The organism is Serratia sp. (in: enterobacteria) (assembly GCF_051654945.1).
Taxonomy (GTDB): domain Bacteria; phylum Pseudomonadota; class Gammaproteobacteria; order Enterobacterales; family Enterobacteriaceae; genus Chania.
In genome coordinates this window covers 207,876-234,279 of sequence record NZ_JBOFZA010000023.1, presented here as the reverse complement: position 1 = coordinate 234,279, position 26,404 = coordinate 207,876, and the positions used below count along the sequence as shown (strand labels likewise).

At 53.7% G+C, this 26,404-nt stretch carries 26 protein-coding genes, 1 tRNA gene and 1 pseudogene; 22 read left to right on the top strand and 6 right to left on the bottom strand.

Translation table 11 applies throughout. The annotated features are described in order from the left end of the window. Positions 1 to 173: 173 nt before the first annotated feature. The 18 genes and pseudogenes from ACRDCA_RS01490 (at position 174) to ACRDCA_RS01405 (ending at position 15,484) form a co-directional block, all read left to right on the top strand. Positions 174 to 500, top strand: coding sequence for a head-tail connector protein (locus tag ACRDCA_RS01490; protein WP_438687994.1), 327 nt, complete (start codon positions 174 to 176; stop codon positions 498 to 500). Between the two features lie 9 nt (positions 501 to 509). Continuing rightward, on the top strand, positions 510 to 848 hold the full coding sequence (locus ACRDCA_RS01485) for a phage head closure protein (protein ID WP_438687993.1): 339 nt from the start codon (positions 510 to 512) through the stop codon (positions 846 to 848). Further along, positions 845 to 1,291, top strand: coding sequence for an HK97-gp10 family putative phage morphogenesis protein (locus ACRDCA_RS01480; RefSeq protein ID WP_438687992.1), 447 nt, complete (start codon positions 845 to 847; stop codon positions 1,289 to 1,291). Before ACRDCA_RS01485 ends, ACRDCA_RS01480 begins: the two co-directional genes overlap by 4 nt. Further along, positions 1,288 to 1,635, top strand: coding sequence for a tail completion protein gp17 (gene gp17, locus ACRDCA_RS01475; RefSeq protein ID WP_438687991.1), 348 nt, complete (start codon positions 1,288 to 1,290; stop codon positions 1,633 to 1,635). Before ACRDCA_RS01480 ends, gp17 begins: the two co-directional genes overlap by 4 nt. Before the next feature lie 56 nt (positions 1,636 to 1,691). Next, positions 1,692 to 2,138, top strand: a pseudogene (locus tag ACRDCA_RS01470) (phage tail tube protein); the annotation flags it as partial. A gap of 3 nt (positions 2,139 to 2,141) precedes the next feature. Beyond that, a complete protein-coding gene (locus tag ACRDCA_RS01465) occupies positions 2,142 to 2,390 on the top strand; it encodes an Ig-like domain-containing protein (RefSeq protein ID WP_438688003.1) in 249 nt (82 codons plus the stop codon). A 15-nt stretch (positions 2,391 to 2,405) separates the two neighbouring features. After that, complete coding sequence (locus ACRDCA_RS01460; protein WP_438687990.1) at positions 2,406 to 2,825, top strand: phage tail assembly chaperone; 420 nt, start codon at positions 2,406 to 2,408, stop codon at positions 2,823 to 2,825. Then, positions 2,825 to 3,106, top strand: a complete 282-nt coding sequence (locus ACRDCA_RS01455) for a phage tail assembly protein T (protein WP_438688002.1) — start codon at positions 2,825 to 2,827, stop codon at positions 3,104 to 3,106. The genes ACRDCA_RS01460 and ACRDCA_RS01455 overlap by 1 nt, the downstream gene beginning before the upstream one ends. 33 nt (positions 3,107 to 3,139) lie before the next feature. Then, positions 3,140 to 6,550, top strand: coding sequence for a tape measure protein (locus tag ACRDCA_RS01450; RefSeq protein WP_438687989.1), 3,411 nt, complete (start codon positions 3,140 to 3,142; stop codon positions 6,548 to 6,550). Next, entirely contained in the window at positions 6,550 to 6,903 is a 354-nt protein-coding gene (locus ACRDCA_RS01445) for a phage tail protein (RefSeq protein WP_438687988.1), read from the top strand. Before ACRDCA_RS01450 ends, ACRDCA_RS01445 begins: the two co-directional genes overlap by 1 nt. Before the next feature lie 8 nt (positions 6,904 to 6,911). Continuing rightward, on the top strand, positions 6,912 to 7,664 hold the full coding sequence (locus ACRDCA_RS01440) for a phage minor tail protein L (RefSeq protein ID WP_438687987.1): 753 nt from the start codon (positions 6,912 to 6,914) through the stop codon (positions 7,662 to 7,664). Positions 7,665 to 7,666: 2 nt separating this feature from the next. Continuing rightward, positions 7,667 to 8,365, top strand: coding sequence for a C40 family peptidase (locus tag ACRDCA_RS01435; RefSeq protein WP_438687986.1), 699 nt, complete (start codon positions 7,667 to 7,669; stop codon positions 8,363 to 8,365). A 77-nt stretch (positions 8,366 to 8,442) separates the two neighbouring features. Next, positions 8,443 to 8,667, top strand: coding sequence for a YebO family protein (locus tag ACRDCA_RS01430; RefSeq protein WP_438687985.1), 225 nt, complete (start codon positions 8,443 to 8,445; stop codon positions 8,665 to 8,667). A 53-nt stretch (positions 8,668 to 8,720) separates the two neighbouring features. Continuing rightward, positions 8,721 to 9,143 (top strand): hypothetical protein, encoded by a 423-nt coding sequence (locus ACRDCA_RS01425; protein WP_438687984.1) that lies wholly within the window; start codon positions 8,721 to 8,723, stop codon positions 9,141 to 9,143. A gap of 52 nt (positions 9,144 to 9,195) precedes the next feature. Continuing rightward, entirely contained in the window at positions 9,196 to 9,792 is a 597-nt protein-coding gene (locus tag ACRDCA_RS01420; protein WP_438687983.1) for a tail assembly protein, read from the top strand. A 65-nt stretch (positions 9,793 to 9,857) separates the two neighbouring features. Then, positions 9,858 to 13,238: a host specificity protein J gene (locus ACRDCA_RS01415; RefSeq protein WP_438687982.1), complete on the top strand. Its 3,381-nt coding sequence runs from the start codon at positions 9,858 to 9,860 to the stop codon at positions 13,236 to 13,238. A 51-nt stretch (positions 13,239 to 13,289) separates the two neighbouring features. Beyond that, on the top strand, positions 13,290 to 15,086 hold the full coding sequence (locus ACRDCA_RS01410) for a prophage tail fiber N-terminal domain-containing protein (RefSeq protein ID WP_438687981.1): 1,797 nt from the start codon (positions 13,290 to 13,292) through the stop codon (positions 15,084 to 15,086). A 140-nt stretch (positions 15,087 to 15,226) separates the two neighbouring features. Further along, a complete protein-coding gene (locus ACRDCA_RS01405; protein WP_438687980.1) occupies positions 15,227 to 15,484 on the top strand; it encodes a hypothetical protein in 258 nt (85 codons plus the stop codon). 125 nt (positions 15,485 to 15,609) lie between these two features. Here ACRDCA_RS01405 and ACRDCA_RS01400 read toward each other — a convergent pair. The 3 genes from ACRDCA_RS01400 to ACRDCA_RS01390 all read right to left on the bottom strand — a co-directional run bounded on the left by ACRDCA_RS01400 (position 15,610) and on the right by ACRDCA_RS01390 (position 17,786). Then, a tRNA-Pro gene (locus tag ACRDCA_RS01400) sits at positions 15,610 to 15,686 on the bottom strand. 75 nt (positions 15,687 to 15,761) lie between these two features. Further along, on the bottom strand, positions 15,762 to 17,549 hold the full coding sequence (gene yejM, locus ACRDCA_RS01395; RefSeq protein WP_438687979.1) for an LPS biosynthesis-modulating metalloenzyme YejM: 1,788 nt from the start codon (positions 17,547 to 17,549) through the stop codon (positions 15,762 to 15,764). Positions 17,550 to 17,558: 9 nt separating this feature from the next. After that, on the bottom strand, positions 17,559 to 17,786 hold the full coding sequence (locus tag ACRDCA_RS01390; RefSeq protein WP_438687978.1) for a YejL family protein: 228 nt from the start codon (positions 17,784 to 17,786) through the stop codon (positions 17,559 to 17,561). Positions 17,787 to 17,947: 161 nt separating this feature from the next. Between ACRDCA_RS01390 and yejK the strand changes: the two genes are divergently transcribed. Continuing rightward, positions 17,948 to 18,952 carry a nucleoid-associated protein YejK gene (gene yejK, locus ACRDCA_RS01385; RefSeq protein ID WP_438687977.1) on the top strand — a complete coding sequence of 335 codons (1,005 nt, stop codon included), beginning with the start codon at positions 17,948 to 17,950 and terminating at the stop codon, positions 18,950 to 18,952. 84 nt (positions 18,953 to 19,036) lie between these two features. Here yejK and rplY read toward each other — a convergent pair whose 3' ends face one another. Together rplY and ACRDCA_RS01375 are read right to left on the bottom strand one after the other, a co-directional pair. Next, the gene (gene rplY, locus ACRDCA_RS01380; protein ID WP_025120596.1) at positions 19,037 to 19,321 is read right to left on the bottom strand and encodes a 50S ribosomal protein L25; all 285 of its coding nucleotides are present in this window, start codon (positions 19,319 to 19,321) and stop codon (positions 19,037 to 19,039) included. Positions 19,322 to 19,471: 150 nt separating this feature from the next. Beyond that, positions 19,472 to 21,229: a DEAD/DEAH box helicase gene (locus tag ACRDCA_RS01375; protein WP_438687976.1), complete on the bottom strand. Its 1,758-nt coding sequence runs from the start codon at positions 21,227 to 21,229 to the stop codon at positions 19,472 to 19,474. 551 nt (positions 21,230 to 21,780) lie between these two features. Between ACRDCA_RS01375 and rsuA the strand changes: the two genes are divergently transcribed. The 3 genes from rsuA to ACRDCA_RS01360 all read left to right on the top strand — a co-directional run bounded on the left by rsuA (position 21,781) and on the right by ACRDCA_RS01360 (position 24,798). Further along, positions 21,781 to 22,494 carry a 16S rRNA pseudouridine(516) synthase RsuA gene (gene rsuA, locus ACRDCA_RS01370; RefSeq protein WP_438687975.1) on the top strand — a complete coding sequence of 238 codons (714 nt, stop codon included), beginning with the start codon at positions 21,781 to 21,783 and terminating at the stop codon, positions 22,492 to 22,494. Positions 22,495 to 22,524: 30 nt separating this feature from the next. Continuing rightward, the gene (locus tag ACRDCA_RS01365) at positions 22,525 to 23,721 is read left to right on the top strand and encodes a Bcr/CflA family multidrug efflux MFS transporter (protein ID WP_438687974.1); all 1,197 of its coding nucleotides are present in this window, start codon (positions 22,525 to 22,527) and stop codon (positions 23,719 to 23,721) included. Positions 23,722 to 24,453: 732 nt separating this feature from the next. Further along, the gene (locus ACRDCA_RS01360; protein WP_021805874.1) at positions 24,454 to 24,798 is read left to right on the top strand and encodes a YejG family protein; all 345 of its coding nucleotides are present in this window, start codon (positions 24,454 to 24,456) and stop codon (positions 24,796 to 24,798) included. A 10-nt stretch (positions 24,799 to 24,808) separates the two neighbouring features. On the opposite strand, the gene yejF is transcribed toward ACRDCA_RS01360, so the two are convergent. Then, positions 24,809 to 26,404 carry a microcin C ABC transporter ATP-binding protein YejF gene (gene yejF, locus ACRDCA_RS01355; protein WP_438687973.1) on the bottom strand — a complete coding sequence of 532 codons (1,596 nt, stop codon included), beginning with the start codon at positions 26,402 to 26,404 and terminating at the stop codon, positions 24,809 to 24,811.

Here is a 26,404-nt window from a genome sequence, read left to right as displayed (position 1 = left end):
CAGCCAGAGCAGCCAGAGCAGCCAGAGCAGCCAGAGCAGCCAGAGCAGCCAGAGCAGCCAGAGCAGCCAGAGCAGCCAGAGCAGCCAGAGCAGCCAGAGCAGCCAGAGCAGCCAGAGCAGCCAGAGCAGCCAGAGCCTGAAACTAGCAAAAAGGCTAAAAAATAAGGTGAATCATGATTGATCTGGTAGTGGTAAAAGAGCATTGCCGCCTGGAGCCAGATTTCAGCGCGGATGATGCGACGCTGAATATCTATATCGGCGCGGCAAAAAAGCAGGTTGAGATGTACACCCGCCGCACGTTGTACGCCGCCGAGTCAGAACCTGGTTATGCAGATGATGAAGATCACCTGTTGCTGAGTGACGATGTGAAGGTGGCCATGCTGCTGCTGATCGGTAATTGGTATGAAAACAGGGAGGCCAGTGTTGTCGGCCAGTCTGTAAGTACCTTACCTTTTGCTGTTACGGCTCTCTTGCAACCATACCGGATCTACGGACTGTAAGGGGGCGCTATGCAAGCAGGCCGACTACGCCACCAGGTAACCATCCAAAATTTCGTAACCGTGGAGCTGCCTTCTGGCCAGGAGATCGAAGAGTGGCAGGATGGCAAAACCGTGCGGGCTGAAGTGATGGGGATCAGCGGAAGGGAGCTGGTGGCCTCCGGTGCTGAAAAGGCGGAAGCCACTATCCGTGTCTGGATGCGCTATCGCACCGATATCACCGCGGCATCGCGGCTTTTATGCCTTACCGGCCCTTTTCGCGGCTCAATGCTGGAAATAACCGGCCCGCCGATCCCTGACACCAAAGGCAGGCGACTGGAAATTCTCTGTAAAAGTGGGGTGAAACCATGATCAGCGGCAACCTTGATTTTTCCGGCCTGCTCGACATTTCGAAGGATTTGGAGCTGTTGAGCAAGGCCGAGAACCGCAATGTATTGCGCCAGGCTACGCGTGCGGGGGCAAACGTGCTCCGTGATGAGGTTCGAGCGCGGGCGCCGAAGAAAACCGGCAAGCTGGCGCGCAATATCGTTGCAGTGAACATGCGGGCAAAAGATGGTGGTGCGGTTGCTGGGGTGCATATACGGGGCCGCAACCCACGAACGGGCAACAGCGATAACTCGATGAAAGCCAGCAATCCGAAAAATGCTTTCTACTGGCGCTTTGTGGAACTGGGAACGGTGAAGATGGCCCCAGTGCCGTTTATCCGACCCGCTTACGATGCCAAAGAGGGGGCGGCGGCAGAGGCGGCTTTTGCCAAGGCCAACGAGGCGATCGATAAGGTGCTGTCCAAATGACCGAAGCCGATCTTAACCCGTTGTTAAAACCGCTGGTGGGCGGGCAGGCTTATCCCTATGTCGTCAAACTTACGCCGGAGGGGCAGCCAGCAGTAAAGCCACCGTGGATCGTCTACACCATTCCCGATGAAAATCGGGGTGATGTGTTCTGCGGTACTGCTGAAACTGCCTACATGGTGCAGATCGATGTGTACGCCAGCAGCATTGACGAGGCGAAAGCTCTACGTCAGCAGGCCGAAGAGGCGGTAACCGTACTGTCACCTGCCGAAGTCCATCTATTTAGCGGCCACGACCCCTACACCGGCCTTTTCCGCGCCTCGCTTGAGTTTCGAGTGTGGCAATAACCCATACCTTTGACCCTGACCCGCTACGGCGGGTTTTTTATGTCCGGAGAAAACTCATGACAAGTAAGTATGAAAAAACACAAGGCACGGTGATCAGCGTCACCGCTGGTGAAGTCAGCGAAGCCAATCCCGTTGGTGTTACCTGGCTTGCCGCATCGTGCAGCACAAAGGAACTCAGCTACACAGGCGGCCAAAAGGCTGATATCGAAGTTACAACGCTGTGCTCAGAAGAACAGGAGATGACAAACGGCCTGAAAGCCCCGTCTGAAATGACCATTGGTAAAAACTGGAGTGGTTACGATGCCGCCCAGGATTCTCTGATGGATGCCTATGAAGACGACAGTCGCCGCGCTATTCGTATCGTATTCCCTTCCGGCAACGGTTTTTCATATCTTGCCGAGGTGCGTCAAAACAGCTGGAGTGCGGCCACATCCGGCATCGTATCTGCCTCATATACGCTGCGCATTATCGGTAAACCCGTACGGATTTACGCTGTAAACATTCCAGTGACCGGCGTCACCCTGGACAAATCCACGGCCACCGTAGCCGCTGGAGCCAGTCTCACCCTTACCCCGACGATAGCCCCAGCCTCGGCAACTAACCGTGGCGTGACCTGGACATCCTCGGCACCTGGCACCGTCATGGTGACAAACAAGGGCGTTATCACCGGCCTCACCCCAGGCACCTCAACGATCACCGTCAAAACCACGGACGGCGCTAAAACCGCAACGTGTGTCGTGACCGTCACAGCCTAATAGGAGCACTTACCAATGGCAGCAAAGAAATTGAACCTTAAAGCACTGGCGTCGGCACCGATGGCGGGTTTTCGCACCAAGCTGGTTGAAGTCGCCGAGTGGAATGGGGCGAAGGTGATCCTGCGTGAACCCTCACCAGCAGGCTGGGGCCAGTGGCGCGAGATTGTGGAGCCTGAAGAGCCAAAAGAGGGCGCAAAGGCGGTCGAGCTTTCAATCACGGAGCAGACGCAACGTAACATTCGCGCTGACGCTGTAATGTTTATTGATGTTCTGCTCGATGAAGATCAGCAGCCGGTATTTACCCGCGAAGAGCTGGATGAGGTTGTGGGTTTTTACGGGCCGGTGCATTCCCGTCTACTCAAGCAGGCGCTTGCCCTGCAAACTTCCCAGGAAGACGCTGAAAAAAAGTCAGAGAGCCAGAAACCTTCTTCTTGATGCAACTGGCTCTACGCCTGGGTAAAACCCTGGGCGAACTTCGGCAATCTATCGGCATCAGTGAATTGCGTATGTGGATGGCCTTTGACCGGATAAGCCCGATCGGCGATGACCGTAATGATTATCACGCCGCGCAAATCGCAGCCGCCGTTTTCAATGTCCAGCGAACCAAAGATCCATTGTCCATCGGGGATATGTTGATTCGCTGGAACGCGCAGGAAGACGAGGAAGAAGAGGATACCGCTGGGCTTGAGGCATTTCTGGAAAATCTGGTTAGTTAACACCCGCTGCGGCGGGTTTTTTATGGGTGAAATATGGCATCTCTGCGTGAGCTAATCATTAAAATTTCGGCAAACTCCAGTTCCTTCCAGACTGAGATCGCCCGTGCCTCACGCATGGGAGCCGACTATCACCGCACAATGGTGCAGGGCAATCGCCAGGCAGAGAATGCCACTCGTCAGAGTCAGCGAGCTCTTACTGATCTGAATGGGCAATTGGCGACCGTGCGCAGCAGCGCATTGGCGATGGCCGGCGCGTTTGCCGGGGCGTTCGCTACCGGAAACCTGATCGCTATGGCTGATAAGTGGAACTCGCTCAGCGCGCGGGTAAAGCTGGCCACCACCTCCGCGGAGGATTTCGGCGCCGCTCAGGCCGGACTGATGCAAATCAGTCAATACACTGGCTCAACGTTCGAATCTAACGCCGCTCTGTTTTCGCGGGCATCAAGTTCGCTGCGTGAATACGGGTACACAACCAAAGATATCCTGTCACTTACCGATGCACTGGCCACCGGCCTGCAAGTGTCCGGTGCGTCAGCAGACGAAACGGCATCACTAATCACCCAACTATCGCAGGCTCTGGGGCGTGGCGTTCTGCGTGGGCAGGATTTTAACTCTGTTGCGCAGTCTGGCCAGCGGATCATGAAAGCGTTAGCTGATGGTCTGGGTGTGGCTCAAAAAGACCTGAAAGGCTTGGCTGATGCTGGCGAACTGACCACGCCGAAGATCGTGCCTGCACTGATCAGCCAGCTCGGGCAGTTGCGTAAAGAGTTCGACACGATGCCAAACAGCGTTAGCGCGGCATCAACCCGTATCAATAACGCATTTATGGAGTGGATTGGCGGGCAGAACCAGGCGGCAGGGATTACAACCACCCTTGCCGGTGTTATGGATGGGCTTGCGGGTAATATCGATAATGTGGCCACTGGTTTAGGTGTGCTCGTCGGGATCGGCGCGGTGCGTTACTTCGGCAATTTGGCCTTGGGTGTGCAAACCGCTACGGGAAGAATGTTGGCAGCATATCGCACGGAGGTAGCTGTTGCGGCGGCTCAGGTTGAAGGAGCAAAAACAGCGACAGCAGCAGCTCGAGCCACGCTTTACCGTGCTCAACAAGCCAGGGCTGCGGCGGTAGGGATTGAGGCGCAAATAGTTGCCGAGCGACAATTAGCTATAGCTCAACGTCAGGTGTCCGCAAGCGTGGCAGCAAGAACTACCGCCCAGGGTAGTCTGAATGCGGTTACATCACTGGGGACTCGCCTGGGTAGTGGTTTATTAAGTGCCGTCGGCGGGATCCCTGGAATTGTGTTGGGGATAGGTGCGGCCTGGTACTACACGCATCAAAAAAATGAGCAAGCCAGGAAAACAGCGCTGGCATACGGGAATACTGTTGAGCAAGTCCGCAAACAGATGTCTGATATGTCGATCGCCGGGCTGCAATCAACAGCTGTAGACGCTGGGAAGTCCATAACGGCCCAAAGGACAGAAATAGCTAAGACGGAAGAGGAAGTTCGTAAGCTGAAAGACAGCCTGTCTGCACTGAAAAAAATGGAGGCAGATGCTAAAGAAAGCCCGTGGATGAGCCGGATAAATACGCTGATGTCACTTGAAGACATTCAGCAGGCAATGATTGAGACGCAGGGGCAGTTAAGCCAGAAAAATTTCGCACTCGAGCAGCAAACGGAAACATTACGTAATACCGAAGCCCTCCGTACTCAGGCGCTCAATGAGTCGATAAATAAGACCGCATCGCTGGCGGGAGCTGTTGGCGGCCTTGCGGAAATGTACGCACAGCTTAACAGGGTAACGGGCCTGGCTACGTCAGCAGCTCCTGCGGCATTTTCAGGTATGCAATTGCCGAAACTGGACGATAAGCAACAAAAGGCAATGCTCAAGGTACAGCGAGATCAGGTGCTGGCCGGATTGAAGGGGATTGCAAAGGCCGAACAGCAGGCAGTTTATGAGGCTGATGATCTAAAGCTTCCTCCTGGTCACTATGAGGCTTATGTTGCGGGCAAGGTTGATGCCGAGCGGAAAACCGAAGCCCTCACTGCTGCGACGAAAGCTCAGCAAAAAGCCGAGCAAGACGCCGCATCCGCAGGTAAACAATCTGCGAGTGTGGCGGCGGATTACCAGCAAAAAATCGCCAACCTGAACAAGGAAATTCAGATTGAAGGTGTCCGATTAAAAGAAGGTGATGCGGCGGCATCGCTGTTTTCTGCGTCATTGGAAGCCGGTACAAAGTGGACTAACGAACAGCGGGCAGGGCTGGAACGTTTGAACAAGACGTTAGCAGAGGCAAAGCAACGGTGGGAAGACCACAACGCGGCTATAGCCTCCGATCCCTACCGAGCGGCTGCGGATACCCAGAAAAAGGCTAACGAGCAGCTACAGCGCCAAATTGCTGACGGCGAAATCAAAAGCGCCGAGGAACTCTCCCGCCGCAAGCAGGATATCAACACGACCTACTTGCAGGCGAAGGCCGAGGCCGATCAGCGTTACGCTGTTTCCGGTACCGCAGAGCTGGCCGGTAATGTCGATCCTATCCAGAACCTCGAAAACCAGCTTGCTAAACGGCATGCACTGATCGAGAGCTATGCCACGGCGGGTGTAGTGTCGCAAAGCCGCGCCAATCAGCTCATTGTGGCGGCGGATCGTGAGGCGATGCAAGAGCGTTACCAGGCATCACTGCAACTGTACGCTGCGCAAGGTGATATGCAGAAGATGGCCGTCGATATGTTCCAGGCCACCACAGAACGGGCAAGCAATATGCTTACCGGTCTGCTGACAGGTACCCAAACGTTCAAGGAGGGGGTGACTAACCTCTTCGCTTCCCTAACTCAATCCATCGTTCAAAACCTTATCGATATGGCCGCGCAGGCGCTGGTTACCAGCTCCATTATGCAGACGATCACCGGTGTAGTTGGTGGGCTTGCTGGTGGTATCGGCGGGGCGGCATCCGGAGTTAGTGGCGCAGCAGGATCGGCAAGCACTGGCGCAATGGGGCTGAGTACAAACTTTGCAGCGTATGATCTTGGCGGTTACACAGGCGTTGGCGGTAAATATGAACCCGCTGGTGTGGTACACCGTGGCGAATTCGTGATGACCAAAGAGGCTACGGAACGGATCGGCGTGGATAAACTTTACGGCATGATGCGTGGTTATGCTGATGGCGGGTTGGTTTCTTCTTCACCGGTTGCAGGTGGTTCGCTGGGAGTTCGGGCGCTAACAGCCAGTCAGCCTATCGGTTATGGGGGTGGCGGTGGTACCGGTGGAAATGTTTACGTAACGATTAACGAAAACGGCTCTACATCGGTCTCTGGCGGTGGAGAGAACGAGAGCTTTGCGCGTGAGTTTACGGCAATTATTCAGAGGGAATACGTCAAACTGCGCAATAAGGATTTGAGCCAGGGCGGGGCAATCAATAGCGCAATCAGAGGGGGCAGATAATGGCGCTGGAAACGTTCACTTATGCCGCCAGGGTAAACCCGACAGGCGAGCACTCCTTTCGTGTACGTGAAGTGCAATTTGGCGATGGTTATAAACAGCAAGTTGGCGATGGGCTGAATACTGAGCTCCAAAGCTGGTCTTTGACTTTCGTCGGTAACTGGAAGCGCACTTTTGAGATTAGAAGTTTTTTCAAGCGCCATGCCGGTTATAAATCCTTTAAATGGATGACGCCAAATTTTGAATTGGGGTTGTTCACATGCAAAACATACCAGGTAACCGCGCTGGGAAAAAATGACCGCGGCGATCAGATGTACCAGCTCGCGGCCACGTTCGAAATCGCATTCCATCCGTAGGTTAAATTATGTCTATAAATGCTGATCACCAGGTTCTGGAACCTGGGAGTAAAATCCGCCTGTTCGAAGTTGACGGTAGTCAGTTCAGCGGGCCTGAGTTGTATTTTCACAGCCACCCAATCCCCTTCACCCCGGCAGAATTGGAAAAGGCCGGTGATGATCCGGCCAAACTACCTGCAAAATCCATCTGGTTCGGAGGCCGAGAATATAAGCCGTGGCCGGTAGAGATCGAAGGGCTGGAAGTCACGAGCGACGGCACAGCACCGAGTCCTACGCTGTCTGTAGGTAATATCGATGGCACCGTGGGTTCAATGTGCCTTGCATACCAAAACCTAGCAATGTTTAAGGTTACGATCCGCGACACGTACGCTCACTACCTCGATGCCCGAAATTTTCTGGAGGGTAACCCGGAGGCTGACCCGACGCAGGAAAAGGTTGCTGTGTGGTATATCGATCGCAAGATCAGCGGCAGCAATACCGGCATCCAGTTTGCACTGTCTTCGCCCGCCGATCTGCAAGGCATCATGATCCCCACCCGGCAAATTCACAGCCTTTGTACCTGGTGCATCCGTGGCCAGTATCGCGGGGCATCATGCGGGTACACCGGTACAAAGTATTTTGACGCTGACGGCAAGCCAGTAAGTGACCCGTCGAAAGATGCTTGTTCTGGCCTGCTGTCCACCGGCTGCGAACCGCGCTGGGGTAAGGGTAATCCGTTGCCGTTCGGTGGTTTCCCAGGCTCCGCATTGTTGAAGAGGTAGCTATGAGAAAGCACATTATTAGCGCCATCATGGCGCATGCCGAAGAAAGTCACCCGGCAGAATGTTGTGGGCTGGTGGTGCAACATGGCCGCAGCCAGCAGTATCTTCGCTGTCGAAACACCGCTCCGGAGCCGACAGAGCAATTCAGCATGCATCCGGGGGACTACGCAGCAGCGGAGGATGCAGGGGAGATCGTCGCTATCGTTCACAGTCATCCGGATGCAACCACGCAGCCGAGCCAGCTCGACCAGGCACAATGTGACCTGTCACAGTTGCCGTGGATTATCGCAAGTTGGCCGGAGGGCGATATCAGAACAGTTATTCCCACCGAGGGTGTTAAACCGCTACTGGGCCGCCCGTTTGTACACGGCATATGGGACTGCTACGCGATCGTGCGTGATTGGTACCGGCTGGAATGCGATATCGATATCCCCAACTTCGACCGTTCAGATGGCTGGTGGAACCGCGGTGAAAACCTCTACATGCAGCACTATGGTGAAGCTGGGTTTAAACCGGCAACTAGCGACCTGCAGATCGGCGACGTAATCATTATGCAGGTGCGAGCAGATGAGCCTAATCACGCAGGGGTGTATCTTGGTGATGGGGTGATGCTCCATCACATGTATGGGCAGCTTAGTAAACACGTCCCGTATGATGGTTATTGGCAGGAAAGAACGGTTATTGTTTTGAGGTATCGCTGAACGGAATGATTTTTAACCTTTTTTCATTGAGAGAAAATTGTTACGATTAACGTCCTATTTATAGAGAGGGTAGAACAATGGAAGGGGCTTTTTTTCTCTGGTATCTTGTCTTTACAGTTATAACTATAGTTATCTGGTACTTCCTGAATAGGGCAAGCGTCAGGGCGAATAAACAAATTGAGCTGTTGGAGTCAATTGATAGTAAGCTATCAAAAATACTCGATCCAAACTTTGAAGCAACAAAATGCGATAACTCGGCAGAGGGATATCTTGAAGAGGCTAGAAAGAAAGCCGGGTTGTGATAAATAGTTACTGTGAACCATGTTTTTGTGGATGAATCTGGAGGGATAACAGAATGCGGAAGTTACTTTTAGCCTTTGCGGCTACAGCTCTATTATCTGGATGTGCATCATCTCCGGTACCTTTAAGTGAAGCTAAATATGCACCTGCAGATAGGGTTTTTTTATTCCAATCTCCGATAGCTGAAGGCGCTCAAATTACCATTATCAGAGACGGTGGCTCTATCGGCATGGCATGCTCGATTGGTGCGTATATTGATGGAAAGCTTGTAGCTAACCTTGATATGAAGGAGAAAGCCACTTTCTATGTTAAACCAGGTGAGATAATGATAGGCGCCGCGCATGATGGGAAGGGATTGTGCTACAGCGGAAAAGGGATTCAAGAGCGAGAAACTATTGTAAAAACTGGTCAGCATAAGGTTTTCCGAATTTATACAGGTGCTGATGCTGAGTTAGATATAAAGCCATCAAGCCTTTAAGTTTAATAAATAAGTTGAGCCCGCCATGCGCGGGTTTTTTTATGGGGTTTATATGAAAAATATATCTGATGAGTGTAGGGTTGTTAGACTCTATGGTGTGCTTGGGGTAATGTTTGGCCGCGTTCATAACCTCGTTATTGATACACCGAAAGAAGCTATAAAAGCGCTCTCAATAACCACTCCGGGATTTGAACGATTCTTACAGACAGCAAAGGGAAGGGGGCTGACATTCTCCGTTTTCGTTGGGAGAAATAATATTGGTAAAGATGAGCTAGAGTTTTCCGGCTGTGATGATATCAGGATCGCACCAATAATTATTGGCAGTAAAAAAGCGGGAATTTTTCAAACCATTCTAGGGGCCGTTCTTGTTGCAGTTGGGTCTATAGCTGCGGGTGTTTACGGTCAGCCGTGGGGTGTTAATATGGCGATGATGGGCGGGGCCATGATGCTTGGCGGCGTAGTGCAAATGTTGTCCCCCATGCAGGGCGGTCTGGCGCGACGCGAAAGCCCGGATAATAAGCCATCGTATGCCTTTGGTGGGCCAGTGAACACTATTGCTCAGGGCAACCCTGTGCCGATTCTCTACGGCAAGCGGCGGATCGGTGGTGCCATCATCTCAGCGGGGATCTTCGCCGAAGACCAGCAGTAAACAATCCAATCTGAATTCCTTAATGACCAGCCTCGAGCTGGTTTTTTTACACCTGGAGAAAATCAATGTCTGTGATAGAAGGCCGCAAGGGGGGCGGCGGTGATGCCCACACGCCTGTCGAATCCCCCGACTCCCTGCAATCTACCTCTTATGCAAAAATCCTCTTGGCGTTGGCAGAGGGTGAATTGGCCGGTGGCTTGGATGGTAAAAATATTTTTCTCGATGGCACTCCGATCATCGGCCCTGATGGCACGGAAAACTTTCCCGGTGTGAAGTGGGAGTTTCGTTCTGGCACCCCCGACCAGGACTACATTCCCGGCATGCCGGATGTCGAAAACGAAATCACAATCGCGACAGAGCTGACTAGTGCTAACCCTTGGGTGCGTTCGTTGACCAATACCCAGCTTTCCGCCGTTCGTGTGCGCTTTTCGTGGCAGCAACTTCAGCGGCAGGAGGAGAACGGCGACGTGAACGGTTATCGCATCGAGTACGTGATCGACGTTGCGACCGATGGTGGTGCATATCGTGAAATGCTGAAAACGGCGGTTGATGGCAAAACTACGACAAAATACGAGCGCAGTCACCGCATAGATTTACCCAAAGCCAGCACTGGCTGGCAGGTGAGGGTGCGCAGGATCACGCCGAACAGCACCAGTAACCGCATCGCCGATAAAATGGTTATTGAGTCGATTACAGAGCTGATCGACGTGAAGCTCCGTTACCCAGAAACCGCGCTGCTTTTCGTCCAGTTCGACGCAAAGCAGTTCCAGAATATCCCACAGGTTTCCTGCGAGCCGAAAGGCTCCGTGATCCGTATCCCCACGACATACGACCCGATCAAGCGCACCTACACCGGCACTTGGAACGGCAGCTTTAAATGGGCATGGACGAATAACCCCGCCTGGGTGTTTTACGATCTGCTTATCAACGACCGCTACAGCATCGGCAGCCGCGTTAAGACTGAGAACCTGGCGCTCACCAAGTGGGATTTGTACGCCATTGCGCAATATTGCGATCAACTGGTACCCGATGGTCGCGGTGGCAGCGGTACCGAGCCGCGTTTCCTCTGTGATGCCTACATTCAATCGCAGGAGGAAGCCTGGACGGTACTGCGCGACTTCGCCAACATTTTCAGGGGCATGACCTACTGGGCCAATAACAGCATGAATGCGCTGGCGGATATGCCCCGCGATGTCGATTACATCTACACCCGCGCCAACGTCAAAGACGGGCTGTTTACGGACAGCAGTGCCAGTGAGAAGACACACTATAGTGTGGCAATGGTGAGCTGGAGCGACCCGGCAAACGGCTATCAGGACTCTGTAGAACCAGTCTTTGATAACGGGCTTATCCGCCGCTACCAGGTCAAACAGGCTGATCTGACTGCTATCGGCTGTACCCGTCAGACTGAGGCCATTCGCCGCGGCAAGTGGCTGCTGCTGACCAACGACAAAGACCGGGTGATATCCTTCACTGTGGGCATGGATGGTAATATTCCGCTGCCGGGGTGGATCATCGGGGTTGCAGATGAAGCGATGGCAGGGCGGCCACTTGGCGGACGTATCAGTGCAGTATCTGGCCGTAACCTCACACTGGATCGCGTGTCTTCGGCGAAAGTCGGCGAGCGGTTAATCGTGAACCTACCCAGCGGAAAATCACAGGCCCGGACGATCAGCGCAGTGAGTGGCAAGGTAGTAACGGTCTCGACCAACTACAGCGAAGTGCCAGCGGCAGAATGCGCGTGGGCTGTCGATGCTTCCGACCTCGTTATTCAGCAATTCCGTGTCACCGGTATTACGGAAAACGAAGACGGTGTTTCGTTCGATATCACGGCCATCGAGCACGACCCGGACAAGTACGCACGTATCGACACCGGCGCACGTATCGAAGACCGCCCGATCAGTGTGATTCCTCCGGGCGTACAGGCACCACCGGCTAACGTCCGGATCAGAGAGAACTCTGCGACGATCCAGGGGTTGGCGGTGGCCACGCTCTATGTGACTTGGGACAGAGCCGAGAGCGCTATTGCATACGAAACGGAATGGCGCAGGGATAACGGCAACTGGATCCCCGGTCCGCGTGTTTCAACACTGGGCTTTGAAGTGCAGGGCATTTACGCTGGCCGGTACCAGGCGCGTGTCCGGGCAATAAACCCGGCAGAGATTTCGAGCGTGTGGGCCAATGCCCCGGAAATGGTCTTAAAGGGCAAAATCGGAGAGCCGCCAGCACTTGCCAGCTTCACGACTACCGGCCAGGTCTTTGGCATCGTTTTGAATTGGGCTTTCCCGCCTGGTGCTGAAGATACGCAGCGGACGGAGATCTGGTATAGCCGAACCTCAAACGGTAGCGGCAAAATGCACTTGGGCGATTACGCCTACCCGCAGCGCAGCCACACCATGACCGGCCTCGCCGCTGGCGTGAATTTCTGGTTCCAAGCTCGCCTGGTTGACCGGCTGGGTAATGCCGGGCCATGGACAGCGTGGACGCAAGGCACATCAAGCAGCGACGCTAGTGACGTTCTGGACTACCTCACAGGCCAAATCACCCAAACGCAGCTCGGCCAGGACTTACTAGGGCCGGTTGAGGATGCCAGCAAACTGCAAGATATGTGGTCTGTCAAAGTGGGTAAAACGCAAGATGGCAAGCTATACACGGCAGGGATCGGCGTTGGTGTCGAGAACACTCCGGAGGGCATGCAATCGCAGGTGCTGGTAGTCGCTGACCGTTTCGCCATTCTGAATACTGCCAGCGGCACCGGCTCGGCGGTATCGAGTCCGTTCGCGGTCGAGGGTGGTCAGGTGTTCATGAACTCTGCATTCATAAAAGATGGCTCAATTATGAATGCGAAAATCGGGGAGTATATTCAATCCGATAATTATAATTGGGATAATCAAACAGGGTGGTCTATTAATAAGAATGGTAATGCTGTTTTTAATGGCGTAACTATTCGTGGTCATCTTGAAGCCTGGAGCGGCTACTTTGCTGGTGAGCTACGGGCATACAATGGTTACTTCGGTGGTGAATTACGCGGAGCGGATGGGTACTTTACCGGTACTGTCTACGCAGAAAAAATCCTAGGCGATGTCGTTTCCGCTGGTGTGTGGGATGCAATAAACGTTGTGGGCGTGAATGGATACAACCACCGGTATTTTAGTGGTGGACTACCTTATGATTCTATCGTGGTTGTGCCGTATGTGAATATTGAACTCAATAGTCAGGGTTCCGGTTCCGGAACTGTGTTTATAAAAGTTAATGGTGTTGATTATTGGCGCGGTAGTGCTAACCCACTGTATGGAAAGTTTACCGGAGCTATCGTTATCAACGTTCCCCCAAATGGCACTTTAGATTTAGAGTTTGGAATTACCGGTGCGCAAAGCGGCCAAACATGGTCAAGCGGTAAAATGTCCGTGATGGCATTCCGGAAAGGTCAAAACCGTTTCTCTTAGTAGTTATGGAAAACTAACAATCACTATCACCCGCTTCGGCGGGTTTTTTTATTGGAGAGTAAAAATATGGCAGTAATCAGCGGTGTATTAAAAGGCCCAATGGGTGATGCACGAGTTGGCGTAGTAATCGAATTACGTGCCGTCAGAACGTCTGCAACTGTGGTTATCCAGGCACGTTCTCAATCTGTTACTGACGCCACAGGCCGCTATGCGCTGAGCGTTGAACCTGGTCAGTATGATGTAATGATTACTGCCGCAGGTCGCCAGCCTGAGCGCGTGGGCGGTATTCAGGTGATGGTAAACTCAGCAACAGGGACGTTAAACGACTTCCTGACGATCCCTGGTGAAACCGATCTAAACCCGGCGATTGTGGCCACTGTAGACCAGATGCGAGCAGACGCAGCAGCATCAGCAGCAGCGGCAAAAGTGAGCGAAACCAACGCAGCGGCAGCAATGACCAATGCTCTCAGCAAAACGGTTATAACAGACCAAACTGTTGCTGGGATGGTGACATTTAACAAAGGTTCGGTCTCGCTTGGTGCTGTAGATTCAAAGGCATCTAGCCCTACAAATAATCCTGCTATGCGTTTTATGACCGATGCGAATGTAGAAAAAGTAGCAATTATTGCCGAGCAAGATCCAGTTGGAATACAGATTCGGTGGGCTGGGAAATCTCAGAGTGCTTTGTTTTATAATGATGGAACTGTTCGGTTCCCTGGCGCGGTGCAGAGCGGCACAACGCCATTATTGAAAGCTGGTGAGTTTGGCGTGGGCGGTTCTGCATTACCATTCTCTGGAAATATTGACGAACTTACTCTTGCAAGTGGCTTTTATTATGCATTGCCGGTTTCAACAGGAACTAAGCCGCCAGGTTCACCGGGGGGGCATTTAACTATATCTAGAGAGGGGATCACAGGAACTACGGTTAGCCAGAAGTGGACTCCGAACAATGATGACACGCTATATGTCAGGCGTTTCTATCCGGGTGGCTGGTCTACATGGAAGAAAGTTTGGAGTGAAGGAAGTTTGCCAAACCCTCTTAAAGTTGGTGATTACGGACTTGGTAATCCATATACGCCAACAATAACTGACCTTGCGGCGCAGTTAACCAACCAATGGTGGCATACTAGCGGTATAGCTACAGCGCCTAATACTGGGCTGTGGGCTGGGATATCTGGTGGTTATGACGCCGTATCTCGCTGGAATATGGCCTTTCTTCAAGGTGGTACGACGGTAGACTTTCGTGTTCAAGTAGTAAAAAGCGGGACTGCCGGGGCGTGGGCTACGGTATGGCACACCCTAAACACCACCGTAGACGCCAACGGCTTTATCAAGAAAGCCTCCCCGATCGTTAAGCTGTTCGGTACCGGCGAGAGTGAGCTCAACGATCAGAGCCAGGGCGTGACCACCGAGCGGGTTTCCGAAGGGGTTTATCGAATCTCTGGCACTCTCGGTTTTAATGCGGATGCAGAGTGGGGCGGGGTTGATGGTGGTATCGAAATCCCGACAGACCGCAATAAGCTTCCGCTGGTCTGGGTAGATTACGAAGTGGATGCAACCGGTGATCTGCTGATCAAGACGTTCCACCGGGTTAACTCTTCAGCGCCGAAGTTCGCCCAGAACGTTAAGGTCGGATACAAGGAAGGTCAGCCGATCGACATCCCAGCCGGTCGCTGGATTGATCTGCGTGTCGAAATGCCTGGTGGTGATGAGCCGGAGTATGTCCCAGAGCCTGAACAGGAAGATGACGTTATGCTTGAACCTGAGCAGCCCGATGTAACCGAGCCGGAAGGTGGCGAAGAACCGGCACTAGGTGAAAGCGAGGCGACTGAAGAGCCTCAGGAGTAGTAACAGGGCCGGGAGAAATCCCGGTCATATATCTTTCTTTATCGATCAGCATCCTATCATTCACCATCCAAATCGATCTTCACACAATGATTACGGTATGTTTATACTGTATGCATGAACAGTGGTTGTGTGAGGGTTGTATGGGTAGCAAAGACCTTGGGTATGACATCCTGTATCGCGGAGAAACGCGGGATTACATCCCGCCCGGCAGGGTAATACTCATCGAGCGGACAAAGGAATGTGGCGGCGGTTACTGGTTGGGGAAAGCATATGATAATGCCTTTATCTTTGAGATTGAGAGACCGGTGTCACTTAGTGAGGGACTCAGCTATATCTCGGTTCTACGAGGTATTGAAAAGCATGCTGATGAGTTTGATGATAACTTCACGCTTTTTTGATTTTGAACGTCGTTAAAATGGCTTTTATGTCGGCAATTTTACCACCATTTTACCATCGTTTTACCATTTCCAAATTCCAGACATAAAAAAACCAACCCTAAGCGGTTGGTTTCTCTATAAAAGTTTGGTCGGCATGAGAGGATTCGAACCTCCGACCCCCGACACCCCATGACGGTGCGCTACCAGGCTGCGCTACATGCCGACGCAGAACCCTATACTACCCATTTCAGATGCAAATTCAAGCAGCTACCTTGCCGATCGCTTCAGATTTAAGCAGTTAGTTGGCAATAAAGCGTTTTACATCGGTCAGCACCTGCAACAGCAGGGCTAACTGGGGTTTCTCGTCTTTAAGCTCGTTATCGTCTTGATCGTAGGCACGATAGTTGCCGTTGCCATCCAACGTCAGCGTCTGGGTGGGCGTGGTGATCACCAACTGGCTGCCGGTACCGGTGGCGAGCCAATTGTTCTTACGCTGTGCGGCAAACAGGTCTTCGCCCTGTGAGTAGTCATTAGCTGGCGTTTTCACATGCAGCAGACGTTGCATCAGCGTACGCATCACATCGTTGTGATTGGTCAGCTTGTTGATGGTCTGCGCAGGCGTGCCCGGCCAGTGAATGACCAACGGAACTTGCAACTGGCTACGGTTAAAGCTGGTGCCTGCACCCCAGTGGCCCTTGCCCGTATCGTTGAACTCGATACCGTGCTCGGCGGTGATCACCACCACGGTTTTATCCAGCATGCCTTTTTCTTTCAGCGTGGCCAGCACCTGCTCAATCTGTGCATCGACGTCTTTAGCGCCGCTGCGATAGCGTTGGGTAAACGCCTCAGGCGAGAGCTTATTATTATCGCCCTCAGGCAATTTGGCTCCGCTGAAATTGATATAGGAGAACCAAGGGCTATTGCCGCTCTGGGTGGCCAGCCAGTTCTGCCACTGATGAGTGGTGGCGGCGTCGCTCTGCACGAAAGGTTCCGGCGGTAGCGAGAAATCGGTCAATAGCGCCTGGCGGTAAAGCGTGGCGTTGAAACCGTCTGAAGAGAACAGGCCGAACTGATAGCCTTGATCGCTCAGCGCGCTAATCAACGCGGCGGGTTTGCGACCAGCCAGGATCCCATCCAGATAGGTAGGCGAAATACCATAGAACAGGCCAAACAAACCGGTATCGGCGTGATTGCCGGAGCTGTAATGATCGCTGAAGCGGATGTTCTCCTCGGCAAAACGGCTCAGGCCCGGCATGTCTTGCGCCATATCCTGAGTACGAACACCGTTCACGACGATCATCAGCAGGTTATAACCGCTGCCTTTATCGCTGTAGTTCAGGTTGTTGAGTGGGTATTCCACGGCTGCCGCTTCCGGATTGCCCTGTTGCATCAGACGGCGTTCATACTCTTGCGGATCGAGCAGGCCGTGTTTTTCCAGGAACTTACGCGCGGTCATCGGGTAAGAAAGTGGCAGATTGGCGCGCTGCATGGTGATCGGCCGATAGAAATTGGCGTCTGCCCAGATATAAATCAGGTGCGAAGCAAAGAACGAACAGATGAACAGCACCGCCAGCGGCTTGCCGAAATTGCGCCGGTTCAGGCTGCGCAGTTTCTGCCAGCTCCAGGTGGCAAACAGCATTTCGACCAGGAATATCACCGGCACGGCGATAAATACCAACTGCCAGTCGCGTGCCAGCTCACTCTGGTCCGGGTTGACGACCAGCTCCCACACCACCGGATTAAGGTGCAGGTGGAAGTGGGTAAACACTTCGCTGTCGACCAGCAGCAACGTCAGCCCGGCGGTGGCCAACGTCGCGGAAATAAATCGCAGCAGGCGCTGCGACATCACCACAAAGGTGAGCGGGAAGATGATCAGCAGGTAGGCGGCAAAGACAATAAAGCTGAACTGCCCGATCAGGCTGACTAACGCATAGACGCGCCCCAACAAAGAGGACGGCCAGTCGGTAACAAACAGGTAGCGGCTGCCCAACCCGATACTGAGCAGAATATTAAATAAGGCGAACCAGTGCCCCCAGCCAATCATCTGGGAGACTTTTTCACGATAACGCTGACGGTTTGTCACCATAAGTAATTATTAATGCGCTTTATCTTCACGGATAGAAGCCTGTAGGGCTTCAGCAAAGGATCTGGCCAGTCTCTTCCGCTGGGCGGGAGCGATGCTGGTGTTGATCAAATTGGTTACCATGTTGCCCAACACCATCAAAGAGAGATCGGTGGGAGTATGGTGTTTTTCTAAAACATTGACCAGCTCAGAGAGCAGTTGTTCAACGTGTTCGTCACTATAACGAGATGATTGTGGCATAAAGATTGTGCTCAAAGCTCGACAAAGTCCCATATCTTACCGCATAGGGGCGTGATTTTCCGCTCTTTTATAGCGTGAAGATCGTTAAGGGATTGCCATGCCCGTTGTCTTTCGGCTTCTTCAGTGCTTGAATACGCGCTCAAAGAACAGGAGGAATGATCATGAGTGTGGATATCGAGCAGATTGCACTGCACCAGTTGGTAAAACGCGATGAGCAGACGCTGGAAGTGGTGCTGCGCGATTCCCTTCTTACCACCAATGCGGCGGTGGAAGAGATGATGGCAGAGTTGCATCGCGTATACAGCGCCAAGAACAAGGCTTATGGCCTGTTCAACGAGCAGAGCGAACTGGCGGATGCGTTGCGGAACTGCCGTAAGGGTGATGAAGACTTCCTCGCATTTAGCCGTGCCGCTACGGGCCGTCTGCGTGACGAACTGGCCAAATACCCGTTTGCCGATGGTGGCGTCGTGCTGTTCGCCCATTACCGCTATCTGGCGGTGGAATACTTGCTGATTACCGTACTGAACAGCTGCAACAGCACCCGCGTCAACGAAGAGTTGGATATCCGTACCACCCACTATCTGGATATCAACCACGCGGACATTGTGGCACGCATAGATCTGACCGAATGGGAAACCAACCCGGAATCGACCCGATACCTGACGTTCCTCAAAGGGCGGGTAGGGCGCAAGGTTTCCGATTTCTTTATGGACTTCCTGGCGGCATCGGAAGGGCTGGATACCAAAGCGCAAAACCGTGGCCTGTTACAGGCGGTGGATGATTACTGTGCCGATGCCCAATTAGGCAAGCACGAACGCCAGAACGTTCGTCAGCAGGTTTATACCTACTGCAATGAGCAGTTGCAGGCGGGGGAAGAGATCGAGTTGCAGGAGCTGTCGAAAGAGATTGCCCCGGTGGGCGAGAAGGATTTCCTGCAGTTTTCCAGCGAACAGGGCTACGAGCTTGAGGATAGCTTCCCGGCCGATCGTGGCACGTTACGCCAGTTGACCAAATTTGCCGGCAGCGGCGGTGGCATCAGCCTGAACTTTGATGCGATGCTGTTGGGCGAGCGTATTTTCTGGGATGCGGCCACCGATACCCTGACGATCCGGGGTACGCCACCGAACCTGCGCGATCAGCTGCAACGCCGTACGGGCGGTAAGTAAGCTGTTGCCGAATCGCAACCAATAAAAAACGCCGCAATTGCGGCGTTTTTCACTTCGGCGTCCCGAAAATCGAAAACGTAGCGATTAAACGCGAACGAAGTCGATGTGAGCCAGTTTTGGCTTGAACGGGTGACGCTGTACAGCCTGAACCTTAACTTTGGTTTCTTTACCGTCGACAACCAGAGTTACTGCTTCGCTGTAGAATTCTGGTTTAACTTCCATGTTCTTGACAGAATCATGGTCTAGTTCGATAGCAATCGCAGCTTCTTCGCCACCATAGATGATAGCTGGGAATTTGTTTGCTGCACGCAGGCGGCGGCTCGCACCCTTACCCTGGTCTTTACGTACTTGTACGTTGATAGTGAACATTGTTTTTTCTCTTGAAAGAAAATTTATCCTGCTACAGGCGACCCAGTAACAGGCTCGATAACCTGCTTTCACGCTGGGCGAACCCAGGTAAAGCGGGCGGCATTTTAACGGAAAGCCGCTCTGCGGGCAATCAAAACCTGCCGCACAGGCCTAATACAGCTCATTGGCACGGCGAAAGCGGCCCTGATAATCAAAAACTTTTTCGCGTATCTGCCAGAACTGGCCGCGTTTGCGGGCGACGACGAAGTCTGGATGGCGCAACAGCGCCTGTTGGGCCAGCACGTCTGCCGCGTTTTGCCAACCGAAGGGGATGCCGGGCGCCCGTTGGTGCGGGCGCAGGAACAGCATCTCGAAGGCCTTGCGTTGCGCGGGCGTTTGCAGGCGAAAACGTTCGCTGGTGCTGGTGCCATCTTCGTCATAATAAGTGGCCTTCAGCCACTCGCCTTTATCGTCTTTGCCGCTTTGCAGCTCCATGCCGCCACAGCGTAGCACCAGCGCATCTTTCAACTTCAGCGCCGCCTTCAGCATGTCATCCGGATCGACCAGCACTTCCTGGCATTGATGGCAGCGACGTGCCGCAATGTCATTCTCCGCGCCGCAGTGCGGGCAGCATTTGAAACGGAAGCGATAGTCACACTGTTCGCGATGCCCCTCATCATCTTCCAGCCAGCCCTGGCAGCGGCGACCGTAGTGCTCGATGATGTCGCCGCTCTCGGTGCATTTGCCCCAAAACAGGTTGGCAAAGCCGCAGCCGGGGCAAAATACCTGCACCGGTTGGCTGTCTGAATGAGGTTTGCTGACGCCCACTTCCGGCGTGAACAAATCGTGGGGATTACCGGCGTAGTCCAGGATCAGGCAGTCGGTCTTGCCCGGTGCCAGCCGTAATCCACGCCCAACGATCTGCTGATACAGGCTGACGGACTCGGTGGGCCGTAAAATCGCGATCAGATCGACATGGGGCGCATCGAAGCCGGTCGTCAGTACCGCCACGTTAACCAGGTAGCGCAACTGCTGTTGTTTAAAAGCTTCGATCAGCGCGTCACGTTCACCTGGCGGCGTTTCGGCACTTACCAGCGCCGCTTCTCCACTTGGCAGCAGGCCATAAACTTCGCGGGCGTGTTCCACCGTAGAGGCAAAAATCATTACGCCTTTGCGGGTCTCGGCGTATTCGACGATCTGGCTGATGATGTGCGGCGTAATGCGGTTTTGCTGCTTCAGCTCACGGTTGAGATCGACCTCGCTGAACAGGCCGTTGCTTCTGGCTTCCAAGCGGCTGAAATCGTACTGCACGATCGGCATATCCAGCCGTTCTGGCGGCACCAGAAAGCCGTGCTTGATCATATAGCGCAACGGCAGTTCATAAATGCAGTCGCGGAACAGGCTGTTGCCGTCGCCGCGGGTGATGCCGTGGTAGTGATATTGATAAATCCAGCCTTTGCCCAGCCGATAAGGGGTCGCCGTCAGGCCAAGCAGGCGCAGCTGCGGGTTGGTTTTTTGCAGATGTTGAATAATCTGCTGGTATTGACTGTCGTCATCGTCGCTGATGCGGTGGCATTCGTCGACGATCAGCAGTGAAAATGCGCCGTCGAACAGCGGGAGATTGCGCGCCACCGATTGCACGCTGCCAAACACCACTTTGCCGCTGCTCTCTTTTTGCTGTAGCCCGGCGGCGAAGATGTCTGCCTCCAGGCCGTAAGCGCAGTATTTGCTGTGGTTTTGCGCCACCAGTTCCTTGACGTGGGCCAGCACTAACACCCGGCCACGGGCGCGCTTCGCCAGTTCGGCAATCACCAGGCTTTTGCCCGCACCGGTTGGCAGCACGATCAGGGCCGGTTCGGGATGCTGACGGAAATGCTTGATGGTGGCGTCAACGGCCTCAACCTGATAGGGGCGTAGGGTAAAAGCCATGGGTTAGTATCGCTCGCTGAAGTGGGCTGTAACATTCCACTGAAATTGTGACATTTTGCTCCTCAGACGGCGGAAAAATTTCTATTATTATGCCCTCTGTGGCTACGCAGTGCGAGAAGCATGGAAATTACCCCTGTTATGGCATCGTTTCCGTCGCTATGCTAGGCTGTATCCCTTAATTGAACGTGGTGCCGTCGCAGTCCCAAAAGCCCGTAATCAAGGCGGAGGGTGCAGGGTCTAGTGGGTCTAAGTTCAAGCCCGACAACGCTGAGTACGGGCTTTTGGGGCGCGACCCTTCGGGCTGGGGCCATTTGGACGCGTATCTGCGTTTCTCCCCGCTTATTTGGGCCCACCAAACTGCGCGGCTCGTGCCTTGTTACGCGTCCAAATGACCTCCAGCGGCGCTCACGTGCAATTAAGGGATACAGCCTTAGGGCTTCCCACGCGAACAATCCTCTTCGATCCTGTTTTTGCACCAGGTGCGGCAACGGGGCGTCATATTCAGCAACCAGATCAATGCGATCATAACAACGACAGGCAAAGCAGATTCAATGCGACTGGACAAGTTTTTATCTCAGCAGTTGGGTATCAGCCGTGCGCTGGTAGCGCGTGAACTCCGTGCAAAACGTGTCACCATCGACGGTGAAGTGGTCAAAAGCGGGTCGCTCAAGTTGGCTCCGGAACAGGAAGTGCGGTTTGATGGCAACGTGTTGTCACAGCTGAACGGGCCACGTTACTTCATGCTCAACAAGCCACAGGGCTACGTATGCTCTACCGACGATCCGGATCATCCGACCGTACTCTATTTCCTGGAAGAGCCCGTTGCGTACAAGCTACACGCGGCAGGGCGCCTGGATATCGATACCACCGGCCTGGTACTGATGACCGATGACGGCCAGTGGTCGCACCGCATCACCTCACCGCGGCACCAATGTGAGAAAACCTATCTGGTGACGTTGGAACATCCGTTGGCCGCCGATACCGCTCAGCAGTTTGAGCAAGGGGTGCAGCTGCATAACGAAAAAGATCTGACCAAACCGGCGAAGCTGGAACAAATCGAAGATACCCTGGTTCGTCTCACCATCAGCGAAGGGCGTTACCATCAGGTGAAGCGCATGTTTGCCGCCGTGGGTAACCGGGTCATCGAATTGCACCGTGAGCGCATTGGCGCCATTGTGCTGGATGATGATTTGGCCCCGGGGGAATACCGCCCGTTAACCGAAGAAGAAATTGCCAGCGTAGGCGCACCGCACCTGCTGGATTAATTATTGCGACCGACCAAGGAGTCGTTGAACGTGCAACAGAACCGGACCTCCCACCTCGGTTTGATCTTTATTCTGGGCCTGCTGTCCATGTTGATGCCGTTGGCGATCGACATGTACTTGCCCAGCATGCCGATAATCGCCCAGGAGTTTGGCGTGGAGTCGGGCCGGGTGCAGATGACGCTCAGTGCCTACATGCTGGGCTTTGCTGTTGGCCAGTTGTTCTATGGGCCGATGTCCGACAGCATTGGCCGCAAGCCGGTGATCCTGTGGGGCACGCTGATTTTTGCTATCGCGGGCGGTGCCTGTGCAATGGCCCAATCGGTGGAGCAACTGATCAACCTGCGCTTCCTGCATGGGCTGGCTGCAGCGGCGGCAAGCGTGGTGATCAACGCCCTGATGCGTGACATGTTCACCAAGGACGAGTTCTCGCGCATGATGTCGTTCGTGATCCTGGTGATGACCATTGCGCCGTTGCTGGCGCCGATGATCGGTGGTGTGCTGCTGCTCTGGTTCAGCTGGCATGCCATTTTCTGGACGATGGGTGCGGCAGCGCTTTTGGGGTCAGTGCTGGTGGCGTTCTTTATCAAGGAAACGTTGCCCAAGGAGCGGCGGCAAAAATTCCACCTGCGCACCACGCTGAGGAATTTCGGCTCGCTGTTCCGCCACAAACGCGTGTTGAGCTATATGCTGGCCAGCGCCTTCTCGTTTGCCGGCATGTTTTCTTTCCTCAGCGCCGGGCCGTTCGTCTACATCGAGCTGAATAACGTTTCACCGCAGCATTTCGGCTATTACTTTGCGCTGAACATCGTGTTTCTGTTCCTGACGACCCTGATTAACAGCCGCAACGTGCGCCGCCTGGGAGCGGTGAAGATGTTCCGCCTTGGGCTGTTTGTGCAATTGACGATGGGCGTGTGGTTGCTGGCCGTCACCGCCAGCGGACTGGGTTTCTGGGCATTGGTGCTCGGGGTTGCGGTCTACCTCGGCTGCATCGCCATGATCTCGTCGAACGCGATGGCGGTGATCCTGGACGATTTCCCTCATATGGCGGGTACCGCCTCTTCGCTGGCCGGGACTTTGCGTTTCAGCATTGGCGCACTGGTTGGGGCAATACTGTCCTTGGCCCCTGGCAAAAGCGCTTGGCCGATGGTTTCATCGATGGCGTTGTGCAGCATCGTTGCGGTGTTGTTCTATGTCTATGCCAGCCGTCCGCGCAATAATCCCGCCTGATTTACCCCTCACCCTAACCCTCTCCCACAGGGAGAGGGGACTGTACGTGCCACAGGTTAAGTCCTGTATCTGACTTCAACACCGAATATGCTAAGCGGGCATGCACCGCCCCTACAAATGCTACAGATTGGCTTCCGTACCTGACAGCGGCTCCATGCTGGCTGCCTCTCCCTATGGGAGAGGGCTGGGTAGACTCCGTTTCTCCCTCCTGCAAGCTCAAGTTTGTTGCTAAATGTATGCAGACTAACTAAACGCCAACCAAACGAACTGTAGTTTTTTTGTTAAATATGGCGGCGCAATTTTCCCTGGTGGCCAGAGGTGCAACCCGCTGGCTGACAGGTGAGTCTCATCGCGACTAATTGAGCTAATATTATTTTAAATCAAAACATTATCGATTTTACCTGCTTGGGGTGTTTGAGCGATATGTTTGTACAATGTAAAATTATACCGATTGTAAAGTAACTGCATTGCAAGAAAAAAATGTTGAGATTGCGGCGGGAAAGGGTTACATATAACGCAAAAATGCGAGCTGAGTCGCAAAACACCTGATGAGAACCTTCTACGGTGAACAAAAACTGAGTGATATCAGCAAGCGCAGGGTGTAGTTAATTGTTTGTTGCAAATTTTACTTAAAAATAACATTTGTGGGCAGCAAAGTCGGGTGATCCCGGCTATAACTAAGTCATCCTGTGATGTAAAAAGTGTTTCATCTTTTCATACTAGGGATTTCATGTGGATAGTTTCCAGCTTTCGGTAGTGCATCGCTTGCCGCAAAGTTATCGTTGGCTATCAGGTTTTACCGGCAGCAAGGTTGAACCGATTCCGCTTAGCGGCATAGACGAAGATAACGATCTGATCGGCCTGAAGCTGCTCAGTCATGACGGGCGTGAGGCCTGGCGGGTCATGCAGCAGCTCAACCTGTCTCTACAAGAGATCCAGGTCAACTGCTCCATCGTCGAATGGGAAGGTGAACCTTGCCTGTTCGTACATCAATGCGATGAAAGTGCTGCCATGTGCCGCTTAAAAAATGTGGGTGCCGCGATTGCCGAGCAGCTCAGCGCGCAGTACCCCTTCTAGAATCATGCCGCTAATCGACCAACTGCAATAACTGCTGCGTATAGGCAGCAGCAGGTGCGTTGAAAATCGTCTGACAGTCACCCTGTTCTACGACTTCTCCCTGGCGCAGTACGATCACCTGATGGCACAGCGAGCGCACCACCTGCAAATCGTGGCTGATAAACAGATAGGCCAGCCGGTGGCGATGCTGTAGCGACTTTAGCAGCGTCAGGATCTGCGCCTGCACCGATTTATCCAACGATGACGTCGGTTCGTCGAGGATCAGCAACTGCGGTTGCAAGATCAGCGCACGGGCTATGGCGATACGTTGGCGCTGTCCGCCGGAAAACTCCGTAGGGTAACGATAGCGCAGTGCCGGATCCAGGCCGACCTCCTCCAACGCTTCTATCACCCGCTGTTCGCGTTGCTCGGCGGTCAGTTGCTGGTGGACCTCCAGCCCTTCGGCGATGATTTGCAGCACGTTCAGGCGTGGGTTCAGTGCGGAGTAGGGATCCTGAAATACGATCTGCATCCGGCTGCGGTAAGGCAACATCTGCTGGTTATTGAACTGATGCAGCGGCTGGCCTTCAAACAAGATTGTTCCTTTCGAACTCAACAAGCGCAGTAACGCCAGGCCGGTCGTGCTTTTACCCGAACCCGACTCGCCCACCAAACCCACGCTCTCCCCTGGCTGTATCTCAAAACTCAGATCTTTCAGCGCGTAATGATGATCGACAACGCGCCGTAACAGGCCACGCTTGATCGGGAAACTGACTTGTAGATTTTCCACTTTTAGCAGCGGCAGGGGTTTTTCGTTGGCCGGTAGTGGCAGAGGTTCACCCAGGCTTTCAGCAGCCAGCAATTGGCGGGTATAAGCGTGCTGTGGCGCACTAAACAGGCCATCGCGGCTATTCTGCTCCACGCACAAACCTTGGCGCATCACCGTGACGTTATCCGCCAAGCGGCGCACGATGTTCAGGTTGTGGGTGATAAACAGCAAGCCCATGCCCAGTTCCTGCTTTAACTCTTTCAGCAGCAGCAGGATCTGCGCTTGAATGGTCACGTCTAGCGCGGTGGTCGGCTCGTCGGCAATCAGCAGCTTGGGTTTGGTCAGCACTGCCATGGCGATCATCACACGCTGACGTTCTCCGCCGGAAAGCTGATGCGGATAATCCTTCAGACGTCCTTTGGCATTGCGTATGCCCACCCGATCCAGGCACTGAATGATTTCGGCGCGGGCGCTATCGCGGCGCATGCCACGGTGGAGCATCAGCACTTCGGCCAGTTGCTTTTCAATGGTGTGCAAGGGATTGAGCGACACCATCGGTTCCTGAAAAATCATTGAGATCTGGTTGCCACGCACCTTGCGCAGTTCGGCTTCCGGCGCGTGTAACAGGGAATTGCCGTTAAACAGAATATCCCCACCGGGATACACCACCGGAGGGGAAGGCAGCAGCCGCAACACGGACAGGGCGGTCACGCTTTTACCTGAGCCGGATTCACCCACCAAGGCCAGCGTTTCCCCTTGTTCAACCTGCAACGAGACACCGTTGACCACCTGATTCAAGCTGCCTCCCTGGCGGAAGGCGATGCTGAGATCCTGAATTGCGAGCAGAGGAGTGGTCAT